This is a genomic window from Lentzea aerocolonigenes (genome assembly GCF_000955955.1).
Taxonomy (GTDB): Bacteria; Actinomycetota; Actinomycetes; order Mycobacteriales; family Pseudonocardiaceae; genus Lentzea; species Lentzea aerocolonigenes_A.
The window spans coordinates 23088-39203 of record NZ_JYJG01000239.1; the positions used below are offsets into that span (position 1 = coordinate 23088).

Annotated in this window: 13 protein-coding genes and 1 pseudogene; 13 read left to right on the forward strand and 1 reads right to left on the reverse strand. The window is 67.8% G+C overall.

Annotated elements, in window-relative coordinates; translation table 11 throughout:
* Positions 1-20: 20 nt before the first annotated feature.
* Together UK23_RS28755 and UK23_RS50645 are read left to right on the forward strand one after the other, a co-directional pair.
* Positions 21-908 carry an AurF N-oxygenase family protein gene (locus UK23_RS28755; RefSeq protein ID WP_045314792.1) on the forward strand — a complete coding sequence of 296 codons (888 nt, stop codon included), beginning with the start codon at positions 21-23 and terminating at the stop codon, positions 906-908.
* Positions 881-1630: pseudogene (locus tag UK23_RS50645) on the forward strand (alpha/beta fold hydrolase); the annotation flags it as partial. The gene UK23_RS28755 and the pseudogene UK23_RS50645, both read left to right, overlap by 28 nt.
* A 35-nt stretch (positions 1631-1665) precedes the next feature.
* Here the strand turns inward: UK23_RS50645 and UK23_RS28760 are convergent.
* Positions 1666-2295, reverse strand: coding sequence for a TetR/AcrR family transcriptional regulator (locus tag UK23_RS28760; RefSeq protein WP_045314793.1), 630 nt, complete (start codon positions 2293-2295; stop codon positions 1666-1668).
* A gap of 126 nt (positions 2296-2421) precedes the next feature.
* Here UK23_RS28760 and UK23_RS28765 point away from each other — a divergent pair, with 126 nt between their 5' ends.
* The 11 genes from UK23_RS28765 to UK23_RS28815 all read left to right on the forward strand — a co-directional run bounded on the left by UK23_RS28765 (position 2422) and on the right by UK23_RS28815 (position 16094).
* Entirely contained in the window at positions 2422-3375 is a 954-nt protein-coding gene (locus tag UK23_RS28765) for an alpha/beta fold hydrolase (protein ID WP_231114720.1), read from the forward strand.
* 40 nt (positions 3376-3415) lie between these two features.
* Positions 3416-4405, forward strand: coding sequence for a DUF3152 domain-containing protein (locus UK23_RS28770; protein ID WP_231114721.1), 990 nt, complete (start codon positions 3416-3418; stop codon positions 4403-4405).
* A gap of 83 nt (positions 4406-4488) precedes the next feature.
* Positions 4489-5661: an adenylyltransferase/sulfurtransferase MoeZ gene (gene moeZ / locus UK23_RS28775; protein WP_045314807.1), complete on the forward strand. Its 1173-nt coding sequence runs from the start codon at positions 4489-4491 to the stop codon at positions 5659-5661.
* Between the two features lie 150 nt (positions 5662-5811).
* Complete coding sequence (locus UK23_RS28780; RefSeq protein ID WP_082115055.1) at positions 5812-6609, forward strand: TIGR02569 family protein; 798 nt, start codon at positions 5812-5814, stop codon at positions 6607-6609.
* A gap of 105 nt (positions 6610-6714) precedes the next feature.
* The gene (locus UK23_RS28785) at positions 6715-8637 is read left to right on the forward strand and encodes a molybdopterin oxidoreductase family protein (protein ID WP_045314797.1); all 1923 of its coding nucleotides are present in this window, start codon (positions 6715-6717) and stop codon (positions 8635-8637) included.
* Entirely contained in the window at positions 8634-10049 is a 1416-nt protein-coding gene (locus UK23_RS28790) for an FAD-dependent oxidoreductase (protein WP_045314798.1), read from the forward strand. Before UK23_RS28785 ends, UK23_RS28790 begins: the two co-directional genes overlap by 4 nt.
* Positions 10050-10151: 102 nt before the next feature.
* The gene (locus tag UK23_RS28795; RefSeq protein ID WP_045314799.1) at positions 10152-11453 is read left to right on the forward strand and encodes an MFS transporter; all 1302 of its coding nucleotides are present in this window, start codon (positions 10152-10154) and stop codon (positions 11451-11453) included.
* A gap of 111 nt (positions 11454-11564) precedes the next feature.
* Positions 11565-14021: a nitrite reductase large subunit NirB gene (gene nirB / locus UK23_RS28800; RefSeq protein WP_045314800.1), complete on the forward strand. Its 2457-nt coding sequence runs from the start codon at positions 11565-11567 to the stop codon at positions 14019-14021.
* Positions 14018-14332, forward strand: a complete 315-nt coding sequence (gene nirD / locus UK23_RS28805) for a nitrite reductase small subunit NirD (protein WP_045314801.1) — start codon at positions 14018-14020, stop codon at positions 14330-14332. The genes nirB and nirD overlap by 4 nt, the downstream gene beginning before the upstream one ends.
* Positions 14329-15423, forward strand: coding sequence for a uroporphyrinogen-III synthase (locus UK23_RS28810; protein ID WP_045314802.1), 1095 nt, complete (start codon positions 14329-14331; stop codon positions 15421-15423). Before nirD ends, UK23_RS28810 begins: the two co-directional genes overlap by 4 nt.
* Entirely contained in the window at positions 15420-16094 is a 675-nt protein-coding gene (locus tag UK23_RS28815) for a sirohydrochlorin chelatase (protein WP_045314803.1), read from the forward strand. Before UK23_RS28810 ends, UK23_RS28815 begins: the two co-directional genes overlap by 4 nt.
* The last annotated feature ends 22 nt before the right edge of the window (positions 16095-16116 follow it).

The following is a 16116-nucleotide window of genomic DNA, read 5'->3' on the forward strand; positions in this document are numbered from 1 at the left end:
CTTACCGGGGAGGGCAACCGATGAGGGTCGCCGATCGGGAGAAGACGGCGGAGAGGCTGCTGAAGTCGTCCGCGGAGAAGTTCTACGACCCCGAGGTGGACATCGACTGGTCCGCACCTCTGGTCGACGGTCTCTTCTACATCCCTGAGCACCGGATTTCCCTGTACGGAACTCCTCTGTACGACTCCCTGACCGTTGAGCAGCGCATCGAGCTCTCGAAGCACGAGCTGGCCTCGATCGCCTCGGTCGGGCTGTGGTTCGAGCTGCTGCTGATGCAGATGCTGGTGAAGGTCGTCTACAACACCGACCCGACCACCCGGCACGCCCAGTACGCGCTGACCGAGGTGGCCGACGAGTGCCGCCACTCGACCATGTTCGCGCGCCTGGTGGAACGGATCGGGTGCCCGCCCTACGGACCTGTCCGCTCGACCCACCGGCTGGGGAAGTTGTTGCCCACCATTGGTTACGGCCCGGCGATGTACGGGTCGATCCTGGTCGCGGAGGAGATTCTCGACAGGTTGCAGCGTGAAGCCATGAACGACGACACCGTCCAGCCGATCGTGCGGATGGTGAACCGGATCCACGTGCTGGAGGAGGCTCGGCACGTCCGGTTCGCGCGTGAGGAGCTGCTGCGGGGCATGGACGAGCTGCGCGGTTTCGAGCTGCCGTACCAGAAGTGGCTCGTCGGGTACGTGTCGATGATGATCACGCGGACGATCATCAACCCGGCCGTGTACGCGGCCGTCGGGCTCGACGTGCGCGAGGCACGCCGTCAGGCGCTGGGGAACCCGCGGTTCCAGGAGACCATTCGCTGGTCGGGGGAACGGATCATGTCGTTCCTGGATGAGGCCGGACTCGTCGGAAAGCCGGGGATGCACTCATGGCGTCGCTCGTTCTTGATCGGCTGAACGTCGTCACGTCGGGGACTTCGACCTCTGACGTGACCGCGGTTCTTCTGCACGGATGGACCATGGATCTGACGACGTGGGACCGGGTGGCCGCGGCCCTGCCCGGCCGTGTGGTCCGGTACGACGTGCGCGGGCATGGTCGTTCTGCCGATGGCGTCGGGACGATCTCCGAACTGGCCGACGACCTCGCGGCCGTGCTGGAGGAGTTCGTCCCTTCCGGACGGATCGTGCTCGCCGGGCATTCGCTGGGCGGGATGACGATCATGGCGCTGGCCGAGCAGCGCCCCGAGTTGTTCTCGCGCGTCACGGGGGTGGCCCTGGTGGCCACGTCGTGCGGGGACCTGCCCCGGCTGAGCGGTGTGGAGCGGCTCGCCGGGCGATGGCTGGTCAAGCGGCCGAAGGTCGGGTTCGGCCGCTTGATCACGCCTGGCCTGCGGGTGACGTTCGGGCGCCGTCCCAAGTGGATCGACGTGCGGGCCGCGGCGGCGATGGCCGGCAACACGGCCGGGGCCGCGTTCGTCGGGATCCGGGAGGAGCTGACGCTGCACCAGCGGCGGGAAGCGCTGTCGGTCCTGTCGGACATCCCCACCGTGGTCATGGCCGGGTCGTGGGACGTGCTGACGCCGATGCGCCACGCACGGGTGCTGGCGGACGCGCTGCCGTCGGCGGAGTTCGTGATCTACCCGAAGGCCGGGCACATGCTGCCACTCGAACGCTCGGAGGACGTGGCGCGCAGAATCGCCGCCCTTCATCGTTTTCAGTGCTGGAGGGGGAAGCCGCCGCCGATGCCTCGCCAGGCGAGGTTCGAGATGAGGGCTACTGCGTCTTCCTTGGGCACGCGTCGGTTGTCGGCGAGCCAGGAGCGGGCGGTGACCTGGGAAAGACCGACGAGGCCCACGGCCAGCAGGCGGGCGCGCTCGGGGTCCAGGCCTGCGTCGGCCGTGATGGTGTCGGTGATCGCGTCCACCGAGTCGGTGGTGGCGCGCTCCACGGCTTCCTGCACGGCAGGCTCGGACCGCAGGTCGGATTCGAACACCATGCGGAAGGCCTGGCCCTCGCCGTCCACGAAGTCGTAGAAGGCGGCCACGGCGGCGCGCACGCGGAGCTTGTTGTCCGGGGAGGAGGCGATGGCGGTGCGGACACGGCCGACCAGCTCGTCCACGTGGGACTCGAGCAGGGCCATGTAGAGCTCCAGCTTGCCGGGGAAGTGCTGGTAGAGGACCGGCTTGGACACGCCGGCGCGCTCGGCGATCTCGTCCATCGCCGCGGCGTGGTAGCCGTTGGCGACGAACACGTCCTGCGCCGCTGCGAGCAGTTGCGCGCGGCGGGCGGTGCGCGGCAGTCGAACGCCCCTGCCTGCGGGTGCGCTCTGCGCCGTCTCCGTCATGGTGCCTCCAGCACGAGTTCTCTGCCGTCGGAGAGGGGTTGCCTGACCGAGGCGTGAGCGCAACCTTACTCGCTAGTAGCTCGGATCTGGGAACCATCTGGGCCTTCTTTCCCGCATCCTGGTCTGGTGAGCACGCTGATCCCCGCCCCGCTGTCCACGGTCGAGTTGCCTCCGCTGGACAAGTCGCAGCCTCCTTGGCCGGGTGAGTTTCACCAGGTGGATGACCATCAGGTCCATGTCAGGGTCACGCCTGGCGATGGTCCGCCCGCGGTGTACGTGCACGGGCTGGGCGGGTCGGCGACGAACTGGACGGATCTTGCGGCCCAGTTGAAGGAACATGTCAGCGGATATTCGGTCGATCTACCGGGGTTCGGGCGGTCGGAGCCGATTCCCGGGTACGACTTCAGCCTGGCGACGCATGCGCGCACGGTGATCAAGTACATCGAGACGTTCGACGAGCCGGTGCACCTGTTCGGGAACTCGATGGGTGGGGCGATCTCGGTCATCGTGGCCGCTACCAGGCCTGATCTGGTCAAGTCGCTCACGCTGGTGAGTCCGGCGGTGCCTGATCTGAGGCCGCGGCTCGACCGCATGTCGGACCCGCGGATGGCGCTCGCGGTGTTCCCGATCATCGGGTCGAGGGTCCGGCGGGAGCTGGCCAAGCTGACGGCCCACGATCGGACGAAGCAGATGCTGGAGCTGTGCTTCGCGGATCCGAGCGTGGTGCCGGATCACCGGATCGAGGAGTCGATCAAGGAGAACGAGGAGCGCGCGCGGCAGAAGTGGGCGGGGCAGGCGCTCAACAGGAGCACGTTCGGGTTGATGCAGAGCTGGTTGACGCCGGGGCCGAAGTCGTTGTGGCGGATCTTGCCGCTGGTCAAGGCGCCGACGCTGGTGCTGTGGGGCGAGAACGACCGGCTGGTGAGCGTGCGGAAGGGTCCACGAACGGCGCGGTTGCTGCCGCAAGGACGACTGCTGGTGCTTCCCAGGACCGGGCACGTCGCCCAGATGGAGCGGCCCGCCACCGTGGCGAGGGCCGTGCTGGGCATGTGGGAGGCGGTCGACCGACACACATGGTGATGAACGACGGCCATACGGGGGATGTGGGACCCTGGGCAACGTGAATCGCGCCCCCGAGCGAGGACGTGCTGCTCCGTCCGCTGACCGCTACCGTCGCGGCGAGCGCAGGACCAGCGCGGAACCGCTCGCGGCCGCCTGGGAGCCGGAAGGCACGGCCCAGTACCGGCGGCCACGCAGGCGCGGCGGCGTGAAGAAGCTCGTCGCCAACTACGGGTGGCGGATCTACGCGATTCCGGTGCTCCTGGTGCTGACGGCGCTCGTCGTGCTCGACACGGTGCAGCCGAAGGCGCCCGCGGCCGGTGGAGCCGGTGACTCGAAGGACGTGACCACCACCACACCCGAGGCGCCGGCGACCGAGGTGCAGGCGCAGAAGCCCAAGCTCGACGTGCCCACCGCCGAGTTGCCGGACGGACCGGCGTTCTCCGAGGACGGCGTCGGCACGTTCAAGGCCGTGCCCGGCAGCGGGCAGCGGGTCGGTGAGGCGAACGCGGCGAAGTTCCGCAAGTACACGATCGCCATCGAGGACGGCGTGAAGCCCGGCGACTACAACGACGACGCGGCCTCGTTCGGGCGCACGGTCGAGGGGATCCTGTCCGACCCGCGCAGCTGGATCGGCACGAAGCAGGTCGCGTTGCAGCGCGTCGAGGCGAACCAGAACCCGGACTTCACGATCATCCTGGCCACCACGAAGACGACGCACGCGATCTGCGGCAAGGAGATCCCGTTCGAGACCTCGTGCTGGGACTTCCCGACCAAGCGCGTGATCATCAACGTCGCCCGCTGGGTGCGCGGCGCGATGGTCTACAAGCCCGACGTCCCCGCGTACCGGGTCTACGTGATCAACCACGAGGTCGGTCACGCGCTCGGCAACAACCACGCGGCGTGCCCGGAGAACGGCGCTCCGGCCCCGGTGATGATGCAGCAGACGTTCGGTGTCGCGAACAACTTCGTGTCCCAGCTCAACGCCGGGCTCGACGTCGTGCCCGCCGACGGCAAGATCTGCACGCCGAACCCGTTTCCCGCTGGCTGAGACAGCTTTCCAACGAGGAAGAGTCGAGGCAAGGTTGACGTTGTCTCGGATACAGAGGCATGCAGTCCGTCGAGGAGGAGCAAATGGCGCTTCCGCCGCTCGTTGAGCCAGCCGCGGAGCTGACCAAAGAAGAAGTAGCGCGCTACAGCCGGCACCTGATCATCCCGGACGTCGGGGTGGACGGGCAGAAGCGGCTGAAGAACGCGAAGGTGCTCGTCGTCGGCGCGGGTGGCCTGGGCAGCCCGGCACTGCTGTACCTGGCCGCGGCCGGTGTCGGCACGCTGGGTGTCGTCGACTTCGACGTCGTGGACGAGTCCAACCTGCAGCGTCAGGTGATCCACGGGCAGTCCGACGTCGGCCGTCCCAAGGCCGAATCGGCCCGCGACTCGGTCGCCGAGATCAACCCGTTCGTCAAGGTCGTGCTGCACCAGACGCACCTCAACTCCGAGAACGCGCTGGAGATCTTCGCCGACTACGACCTGATCCTCGACGGCACGGACAACTTCGCCACGCGGTACCTGGTGAACGACGCCGCGGTGCTGTCGGGCAAGCCGTACGTCTGGGGTTCGATCTTCCGGTTCGAGGGCCAGGTCAGCGTCTTCTGGGAGGACGCGCCGAACGGCCAGGGCCTGAACTACCGCGACCTCTACCCGGAGCCGCCGCCTCCCGGCATGGTCCCCTCGTGCGCAGAGGGCGGCGTGCTGGGCGTGCTGTGCGCGTCGATCGGCTCGATCATGGTCACCGAGGCGATCAAGCTGCTCACGGGCATCGGCGACCCGCTGCTGGGCCGCCTGATGGTCTACGACGCGCTGGAGATGTCGTACCGGACCATCAAGATCCGCAAGGACCCGGAGTCGCCGAAGATCACCGAGCTGATCGACTACGAGGCGTTCTGCGGTGTCGTGTCCACGGACGCGCAGCAGGCGGCGGCGGGCAACACGATCACGCCGCTCGAGCTCAAGCACAAGCAGGAGTCCGGCGAGGACTTCCTGCTGGTGGACGTCCGCGAGCCGCACGAGTTCGAGATCGTCCGCATTCCCGGTTCGGTCTTGATCCCGAAGGACAAGATCCTGTCCGGTGAGGCGTTCTCCGAGCTGCCGCAGGACAAGCCGCTGGTGCTGCACTGCAAGTCCGGTGCGCGCTCGGCGGAGGCGCTCGCGGCGCTGCACAAGGCGGGCTTCAAGGACGCCGTGCACGTCGGCGGCGGTGTGCTGGCGTGGGCTCGCGAGGTCGACCCGAGCCTGCCGACGTACTAGTTGGGCTGAACGGCGTCTGCAAGTACTACCAACAGGCCTGTTGGTAGTACTTGCAGACGCCAGAACCACTGGGCTGTTCGGGTGGTGGCGTGAATCACCGCGTGTCGCGTTCCGCCAACCGGGTGGTCCGAGCAGGTAGCGTGCCCGATCGTGACCCGGTCCCCCGAACCGCCCCCAGCGCACGTGCGTGCGGCGTTCGGGGCCCGTGACGCCGAGCCAGAGCTCATCGACGGTGGCCCCGCGTGGCGCTGCGGAGACGCGACGATCAGGCCCGCGCCGAGGCCGGCCGAAGCCACCTGGATCGCCAAGACCCTCGACGGCCTGGACGTGCCGAACCTGCGCATCGGCAGGCCGCTCAGGTCCACCGACGGCCGCTATGTCGTCGGCGGCTGGTCGGCCACCAAGTTCCTCGCCGGACGCGCTGAGGCACGTCATGACGAGGTCATCGCCGTTGCGCAGCGGCTGCACCAAGCCACCGCCGACCTGCCCAAGCCCCGGTTCCTGGACGCGCGGACGGACGTCTTCGCCGTCGCCGACCGGATGGCGTGGGGCGAGGGGGACGTGCCGCTGGAGGCCGATCTCGGCGGCAGGCTGTTCGAGCTGCTCAAGGAAGTGCAGAAGCCGCTCAACCTGAGGTCCCAGGTCGTGCACGGGGATCTCTTCGGCAACGTGCTGTTCGCCGGCAACGCCCCGCCCGCCGTCATCGACTTCACCGCGTACTGGCGCCCCGCCGAGTGGGCCGCCGCGGTGATCGCGGTGGACGCCGTCGCGTGGGGCGGCTCGGACCCAGGCCTGTTCAAGCGGTGGAGCCATCTGCCGGAGTGGACGCAGGTGCTCGTGCGCGCGACTCTGTTCCGGTTGGCAGTGCACGCGCTGCACCCGTTGTCAACGTCACAGTCCTTTGCGGGCTTGGAAAGAGCTGCTCACCAGGTCACCGCACTGCTCTGAGCTGACAACTTTCCACGTTCGAAACATTGCGGAGCTTCGGGTTAACGCGCGCTTCTTAGCGTCAGCGGCGTGACCCATTGCCCCTACTGCGCGCTGCAGTGCTCCATGAGCGTCATCGACGGCCAGGTGGCCCCTGGTCCCGGTGGGCTGTGCCAGAAGGGCTGGACGGCGGGGGAGCTGCTGCGCCATCCAGGCCGCCTCACCACGCCGTTGATCCACGGCGAGCCTGCTTCGTGGGACGAGGCGATGGACTTCGTCGTATCCCGCATCCGGTCCTACGAGCCCGACGAGGTCGCCGTGTTCGGTGGCGGCGGGCTGACCAACGAGAAGGCGTACCTGCTCGGCAAGTTCGCGCGGGTCGCCCTGAAGACCTCGCAGATCGACTACAACGGCCGGTTCTGCATGTCGTCGGCGGCCGCGGCAGGCAACAAGGCGTTCGGGCTGGATCGCGGGCTGCCGTTTCCGTTGACCGATCTTCGTTCCGCGGACACGGTGCTGCTGGCCGGCTCGAACCCCGCCGAGACCATGCCGCCGTTCCTGAGGCACCTGGAGGGTGCGCGGCTGATCGTCATCGACCCGCGCCGCACGCCGACCGCCGAGCGCGCGACGTTGCACCTGCAGCCCGCGCCGGGCACGGATCTGGCGCTGGCACTGGGGTTGCTGCACACGGCCGTGATCGAGGGTGTGATCGACAAGGAGTACATCTCCTCTCGCACCTCGGGTTTCGACGACGCGTGGCGAGTGGCGGCGCAGTGGTGGCCGGAGCACACCGAGCGCGTCACCGGAGTCTCCGCTGCCGACCAACGCGCTGCGGTGCACATGCTGGCCGGGCGGTCGTACATCCTGACCGGCCGCGGTACCGAGCAGCACGCATCCGGCACCGACAACGTCTCGGCGTGGATCAACCTGGCTCTGGCACTGGGTCTGCCGGGCCGAGTTGGTTCCGGTTACGGGTGCCTGACCGGGCAGGGCAACGGTCAGGGCGGGCGTGAGCACGGGCAGAAGGCCGACCAGCTGCCCGGCTACCGCAAGCTCGACGATCCCGTGGCGCGCAAGCACATCATGGACGTCTGGGGCGTCGACTGGCTGCCCGGCGTCGGCCGCAGCGCGTACGAGCTGCTGAACGCCGACGACCTCAAGGCGATGCTGGTGTTCGGCAGCAACCCGGTGGTGTCGGCGCCACGCGCGTCCGGTGTCGCTGATCGTCTCCGAGCGCTGGATCTGCTGGTGGTCGCGGACTTCGTGATGTCCGAGACCGCCGCGATGGCCGACGTCGTGTTCCCGGTGACGCAGTGGGCCGAGGAAGACGGCACGATGACCAACCTCGAAGGCCGGATCATCAGGCGCCGCAAGGCACTCGACCCGCCTGCCAACGTGCGCAGCGACCTCCACCTCATCCACGGGCTGGCCGCGCGTCTCGGCTGTGCGGAGAAGTTCCTGACCGAGCCGAAGGAGATCTTCGAGGAGCTGCGGAAGGCGTCTGCCGGCGGTCTGTCCGACTACTCCGGCGTCACCTACGAGCGGCTCGACTCCGAGCAGCTGCACTGGCCGGTGCCGTCCACCGAACACCCTGGCACGCCAAGGCTTTTCCTCGACCGGTTCGCGCACGCAGATGGCCTGGCGCGGTTCATCCCGGTCGACCACCGCGGCCCGGCCGAGCCGCCGGACGAGGAGTTCCCGTTGCAGGCCACCACGGGGCGGGTCCTGCAGCACTACCAGTCGGGTGCGCAGACGCGGCGGATCGGCGAGCTGATGAAGGCGGTTCCCGAGATGTACGTGGAAGTGCACCCGGACACGGCTTCGCGGGCCGGGCTTGTCTCTGGCGAGCCCGCGCACGTCGTGTCCAGGCGGGGAACGGTGACGGCGACCGTGCGGTGCGTGCCGAGCATGCGTGCCGACGCGGTGTTCCTGCCGTTCCACTTCCCCGGTGACGGGCGGGCGAACCTGCTCACCAACCCCGCGCTCGATCCCACGAGCCGGATGCCCGAGTTCAAGGTCTGCGCGGTGCGATTGGAGCGGGCAACATGAGGCGAGTCGTGATCGTCGGTTACGGCATGGCGGGCGCTCGGTTGGCGGACGAGCTGCGGCGTCGTGACCAGGACATCTCCATCACCATCATCGGTTCGGAGCCGCACCCGGCCTACAACCGGGTGCTGTTGTCGACGGTGGTGGCGGGCACGATGACGCCGCAGTCGACGCGGCTGCACGACGAGAAGTGGGCCGCGGACCACAACATCGACCTCCGGCTCGGCCAGGAGATTCAGGAAATCGACCGGCAGAACCGCACTGTCGACGGAATTCCCTACGACGCCTTGGTGCTCGCGACCGGCAGCACCCCCTGGGTGCCACCCGCCGAAGGGCTGCTCGAAGACGGCAAGCTCGCTGCCGGCGTCGTCGCGTTCCGGACGCTCGACGACTGCGCCGAGATCGAAGCCAAGGCCCGCAAGGGTGCGCCCGTGGTCGTCCTGGGTGGCGGGTTGCTGGGCATCGAGGCCGCGCGAGGCCTGGCCGGCCGCGGCTGCCTGGTCACAGTGGTGCACCCGGTCGGCCACCTCATGGAACGCCAGCTGGACCCCGGCGCCGGTGGTGTTCTGGCCCGCACGCTCGGACAGCTCGGCATCGAGTTCCGCCTCAACTCAATGGCCGCCAAGTACCTCCCCGGCGACGGCATGATCCTCGACGACGGCACCCACGTCCCCGCCGAGCTGGTGGTCGTTTCCGCTGGTGTGCGCGCCGAGACTTCGTTGGCGGTCAAGGCGGGGCTCACCGTCGATCGCGGCATCGTCGTGGACGACGCGTTGCGCACCAGCGACCCGCGCATCCACGCGATCGGCGACTGCGCCCAGCACCCCGGCACGGTCTCCGGTCTCGTCCAACCCGCGTGGGATCAGGCCGCTGTGCTCGCCGACCGTCTGACCGGCACCAACCCGGCCTCCCGGTACCGCGGCACTTCCGTTGTCACGCGCCTGAAAGCCCGCGACGTGGACTTGGCCGCGTTGGGTGATGTCCACACCGATGTGGACTGCCCGGACTCGGAAGTCCTGTGCTTCCAGGAACCTTCGCGCGGCCGGTACGCGAAGCTGGTTCTGCGCGACGACCGGGTGGCGGGCGCGATCGTGCTGGGCGCACCGGATGCGGCCGCGACGATCACCCAGCTCTACGACCGCGGAATCCCAGCTCCGACAGACCGTCTGGCGTTGCTGCTGGGACGTGCGCTGCCCGCAGAGGCGGCCAGCCCGGCCGATCTGCCGTCCAGCGCGGTGATCTGCCGCTGCAACACCGTCTCCAAGGGACAGATCGTGTCGGCCTGGCGGGCGGGAGCGGAAAGTCTGCCTCAGCTGGCGGAGGCGACGCGGGCGACCACCGGCTGTGGTGGTTGCAAGGACGCGGTGTGCGGGTTGCTCGACTGGCTCGGCGCCTCACAGCCGGCCTCTGCGTGATGTGCGGCGGAGTTGCCTCCGCCGTCATCGGCCAGAACCCCTTGGTAATGCTCGGTTCTTAGTTTCTTCGGCAGTCGCCGAACCCCCGTGTGGAGGACGTTCATGAGCTGGATTAACCACTGGGAGCCGGAGAAGCCCGAGTTCTGGGAGTCCACCGGCAAGCGGATCGCCCGCAAGAACCTCGCTCTCAGCATCTTCGCGGAGAACCTCGGGTTCAGCGTGTGGGTGCTGATGAGCATCGTGGTGGTGAGCCTCGGCTCGGTGGGCTTCAACTTCAGCGTCGGACAGCAGTTCTGGCTGCTGATCGTGCCGAACCTGGTCGGCGCGGTGCTGCGGGTGCCCTACACGTTCGCGGTGCCGAAGTTCGGTGGCCGGGCGTGGACGACGATCAGCGCCGGGTTGCTGCTGATCCCGACCGCGATGCTCGCGTACGCGGTGTCGACGCCGGGCACGTCGTACTCGTTCTTCCTGCTCACCGCGGCTGCGATGGGCCTCGGTGGCGGTAACTTCTCGTCGTCGATGGCGAACATCTCGTTCTTCTACCCGGAGGGCAAGAAGGGCCTGGCGCTCGGCATGAACGCGGCCGGTGGCAACCTCGGCGTCGCGATCACACAGCTCATCGTGCCGATCGTGATCACCATCGGGACCGGTGTCCACCTCGCCTACGCGGCGCTGATCTGGATGCCGTTCATCGTGGTCGCCACGACCTGCGCGTGGTTCTTCATGGACAGCCTGACGCAGGCCAAGCCGGACGGGCAGTCCTACAAGCTGGCGCTGTCGAACCAGCACACCTGGGTGATGTCGTTTCTGTACATCGGCACGTTCGGGTCGTTCATCGGGTTCTCGTTCGCGTTCCCGTCGCTGATCAAGATCAGCTTCGTCGACTACAAGGGCTGGGTGGCGCTCGCGTTCCTCGGCGCACTGATCGGCTCGGTGGCCCGTCCGTTCGGTGGCTGGATGGCCGACCGGATCGGTGGCGCCAAGGTGACGGCCGGCACGTTCGTGGGGCTCGCGATCGGCACGGTCGGCGTGATCGTGAGCGTCGACTCGAAGAACTTCGCGCTGTTCTTCGGCTCGTTCATCGTGCTGTTCATCCTGGCCGGAGTCGGCAACGGCTCGACGTACCGGATGATCCCGGCGATCTTCAAGACGCAGTCCGACGACGACAAGTCGGCCAAGCGCCAGGCCGCCGCCGTGGTCGGCATCGCGGGTGCGATCGGCGCTGCCGGTGGTGTGCTGGTGAACTACGTCTTCAAACTCTCGCTCGAGGGCTCGAAGACCCTGACGCCCGCGCTGACCGCGTTCCTGGTCTTCTACGGGCTCTGCCTCGGCACGACCTGGTGGTTCTACCTGCGGCGCAACGTGTTCGCGGCACGGCCGTCGCTCGCCTACGCGGGCGTGTGACGCACACCGCACTGAGCAGCGGAGAGAGTTTCCTTTAACACCCGCGAAATGTTGCGGACCTTGGGATGACACGCCGCCCGGTGAGCATACCGGGCGAAGGAGGTATGCCCGATGACCCAGACACTAGTCGTGATCGGCAACGGCATGGTGGGCCACAGGCTGGTCGAGATCCTCCGTGACTCGTCGTGGCGGATCGTGGTGTTCGGTGAGGAATCCCGGCCCGCCTACGACCGCGTCGCGTTGTCGTCCTATGTGGACACGTGGAGTTCCGCCGACCTGGAGCTCACGCCGTTGACCGGTTGTGAGCTCCGGCTCGGTGAGAAGGCTGTTTCCGTCGACCGGGAACGCCGTGTGGTGGTCGGCGCTTCCGGTGTCGAGATCACGTACGACGCGCTGGTGCTGGCCACCGGTTCGGTTCCGTTCGTGCCGCCGGTGCCCGGCCGCGACCTGCCCGGCTGCCACGTGTACCGGACGATCGACGACCTGGACGACATCCGGGCGACCGTCGAGGCCGCTGACCGGCCTGGACGGCACTCCGGGATGGTGCTCGGCGGTGGTCTGCTCGGGCTGGAGGCGGCCAACGCGTTGCGCGGCATGGGAGTCTCGCCGCACGTCGTGGAGCTGGCGCCGCGGTTGATGCCGATCCAGGTCGACGACGGTGGTGCCGGGCTGTTGAAGCGGCTGGTCGAGAAGCTCGACCTGACCGTGCACACCGGCACTTCCGCTTCTTCCATCGAACGCGACGGCACGCGGCTGATCGCCAAGCTGGCCAACGGCCTCGAGCTCGACCTCGACGTCGTGGTGTTCAGCGCGGGTATCCGGCCGCGCACCGATCTGGATCTGGGGTTGGAGCTGGGGCCGCGCGGCGGCTACCTGGTCGACGCAGCCTGCCGGACCGCTGACCCCCGGGTGTTCGCGATCGGTGAGTGCGCTGCCGTTGAGGGTGTTGCCTACGGTCTGGTGGCTCCTGGTTACGCGATGGCCGAGGTCGTCGCTGACCAGCTGCACGGCGGTGCGAAGACGTTCCCCGGTGCGGACGTCTCCACGAAGCTGAAGCTGCTCGGTGTGGACGTGGCGTCGTTCGGTGATGCGCACGCGCAGACCGAGGGTGCGCTGGAAGTCGTGGTGAACAACGCGGTTGCCGGCACTTACAGCAAGCTCGTGGTGTCCGACGACGCCAAGACTCTGCTCGGTGGCGTGCTCGTCGGTGACGCGTCGTCGTACCTGTCGCTGCGGCCGTTGGTGGGCAAGGAAGTTCCGGCAGGGCTGTTGCAGCCGGGCGGAGCTGTCGACGTCGAGATGCCTGCGGATGCTCAGGTTTGCTCGTGTCACGCGGTGACCAAGCAGACGATCACGGACGCGATCCAGTCCGGCGTCGCATGTGACGTGGCTGAGCTGAAGGCGTGCACCAAGGCCGGCACGGGTTGTGGTTCGTGCGTGCCGATGCTGAAGAAGCTGCTGACCGACTGCGGTGTCGAGCAGTCCAAGGCGCTGTGCGAGCACTTCACGTACTCGCGCGCTGAGTTGTTCGAGATCATCCGGGCGACGCGGATCACCACGTTCACCGCGTTGGTGGAGAAGCACGGCACCGGACGTGGCTGCGACATCTGCAAGCCGGCGGTGGCCTCGATCCTGGCGTCGCTGAACAACGGCCACATCCTCGGCGAGGCCCAGGTCTCGTTGCAGGACACCAATGACAAGTTCCTGGCGAACCTGCAGCGCAACGGCACGTATTCGGTCGTGCCGCGCATCCCCGGCGGGGAGATCACGCCGGAGAAGCTGATCGTGATCGGCGAGGTGGCCCGCGACTTCGGCCTCTACACGAAGATCACGGGTGGCCAGCGCATCGACCTGTTCGGTGCGACCGTCGACCAGCTGCCGGAGATCTGGCGGCGTCTGGTCGATGCCGGATTCGAGTCCGGTCACGCGTACGGCAAGGCGTTGCGCACGGTGAAGTCCTGCGTCGGTACCACCTGGTGCCGTTACGGCGTCCAGGACTCGGTGGGGCTCGCGATCGAGCTGGAGCTGCGGTACCGGGGCCTGCGGTCGCCGCACAAGCTCAAGTCCGCGGTTTCCGGGTGTGCGCGTGAATGTGCTGAGGCGCGCGGCAAGGACTTCGGCGTCATCGCCACCGAGAACGGCTGGAACCTCTACGTCGGTGGCAACGGCGGTTTCACGCCTCGCCACGCGGATCTTCTCGTGTCCGATGTGGACACCGAAGAGCTGATTCGGATCATCGACCGGTTCCTGATGTTCTACATCCGCACGGCCGACCGGTTGCAGCGCACTTCCGCGTGGCTGGAAGGGCTCGACGGCGGGCTCGACCACCTGCGCGAAGTCGTGGTGGACGACAAGCTCGGCATCTGCGCGGAGCTGGAAGCCGCGATGGAGTCGCACGTCTCCGACTACGCCGACGAGTGGCGTGGTGTGTTGGAGGACCCGGAGAAGCTCGCTCGGTTCACGTCGTTCGTGAACGCGCCGGGCACGCCGGATCCGACGATCTCGTTCCGCGCTGAGCGTGGTCAGCGCGTTCCTGTCCAGCTCGGGATTCCGGAGGTCGTCAGGTGACCGTCGTCTGTGACTTTGAGGTGTTGCGTCCGGAGCAGGGCGTCGCGGCGCTGCTGCCCGACGGTTCGCAGGTGGCGGTGTTCCTGACCGCTGACGGATCCCTGCACGCGTTGGACAACATCGACCCGTTCAGCGGGGCTGCTGTGCTGTCACGCGGAATCGTCGGCGATCGCGGTGGCGTTCCCGTCGTGGTGTCACCGGTCTACAAACAGGCGTTCGAGCTGGCGACCGGCAAGTGCCTGGACGAGCCCGCGGTTTCCGTTGCGGTGCACCCGGTACGTGTGCGTGACGGCGTCGTGGAGCTGACATGAACGGACCGCTGGCGGGCTTCACCATCGGTGTCACCGCGGCCCGTCGCGCCGACGAGCTCATCGCGATGCTGGAACGCAAGGGCGCGTCCGTCATCCACGGCCCGGCGATCCGAATCCTGCCGCTGCCCGATGACGCCGAGCTGCACCAAGCCACGTCAGAGCTGGTGTCGGCGCCGGTCGACGTCGTCGTCGCCACCACCGCGATCGGGTTCCGCGGATGGTTCGAAGCAGCCGAGGGATGGGGGCTGGCCAGCCGTTTGCACCGGTCCCTTGAAGGTGCCGTGGTGTTGCCGCGGGGCCCGAAGGCCAAGGGCGCGGTGCGGGCGGCTGGGCTGGTCGAGGCCTGGTCGCCGTCGTCCGAGTCGAACGCCGAACTCCTGCAGTACCTGTTGCGAATGGGGGTCTCCGGGAAGCGCGTCGCCGTTCAGCTGCACGGGGAACCGCTACCGGACTTCGTGAACACTCTGCGGGCCGCCGGTGCCGATGTCGTCGAGATCCCGGTGTACCGCTGGGAACCGCCCGCGGACCTCGGTCCGCTGGAGCGGTTGATCGACGCGACGCTGGCGGGGCAGGTGGACGCGCTGACGTTCACGAGCGCACCGGCCGCTTCTTCGGTCCTGCGGACCGCAGGCGCTCGGTACGGCGATCTGGTGGAGGCGTTGCGGCGCAACGTTCTCGTGGTCGGGGTTGGGGCCATCACCGCTGGGCCGTTGGTGGCTGCGGGGATTCCTGTGGTGCAGCCTGCCCGGTCTCGGATCGGGTCGATGGTTCGGGAACTGGCGGTGGAGTTGCCTGCGCGGGCCACACGGCTGCGGATCGCGTCCTTCGATTTGGAGATGCGGGCTCAGGCTGTGGTGGTGGACGGCGAGTTGCGGCCCGTTGCGCCTGCTCCTATGGCCGTGTTGCGGACTCTCGTGGCTGCTCGTGGGCGGGTGGTTTCCCGGCAGGATCTGTTGGCGGCGTTGCCTTCTGGTGGTGAGGAGCATGCCGTTGAGACCGCTATCGGGCGGTTGAGAACGGCTTTGGGGTCGCCGGCCATGGTGTGCACTGTGGTCAAGCGCGGGTATCGACTTGCTATGGAGCCTGCATGAAGCTGGTGTTGGCGTTTCACGGGACTCGGGATCCGCGTGGTGGGCTGGTTTGCGACGAGATCGCGGACCTGGTTCGCGCCGAGTTGGTGCGGGCCCGGGAAGCCGTGCCCGTCGAGGTTGCTTATGCGGACGTGAGGCAGCCTGATGTTCGGTCGGTCGTGGACGGACCGTGCATTGTGGTGCCGGTGTTCTTGGCTGCCGGGTATCACGTGCGGGTGGACATCCCGGAGCAGATCGGGGCCCGTGCGGATGTGGTGTTGACTTCGCCGCTTGGGCTGGATGCGGTGCCTGTGGTTCGGGAGCGGTTGCGGGAGGCCGGGTTCCGGCGTGGGGATGCGCTGGTGCTGGCCGCGGCTGGGTCGTCTGATGCTCGGGCGTTGGCTTCTGTTCGGGTGGCGGCGGAGTTGCTCGGGGCTTCTGCTGTGGGGTATGTGGCTACTGCTACGCCCCGTGTTGCTGATGTTGTTGCTCGGGTGCGGGAGGAGGCTCGGGGGCGGGGGCGTCGCGTTGTCGTTGCTTCATGGCTCTTGGCACCAGGGGCGTTCCACGGGGCGTTGGCTCGGTGTGGTGCGGATTTGGTGTCCGAACCTGTTGGGGCGCATCGTCTTGTGGTCGATGTTTTGTTGCGCAAGTACTACGAGGCTCGGGCTTTGTTGCTGCAGACGGCTTGAGGGCGCCGGTTCCGAGTCCGTA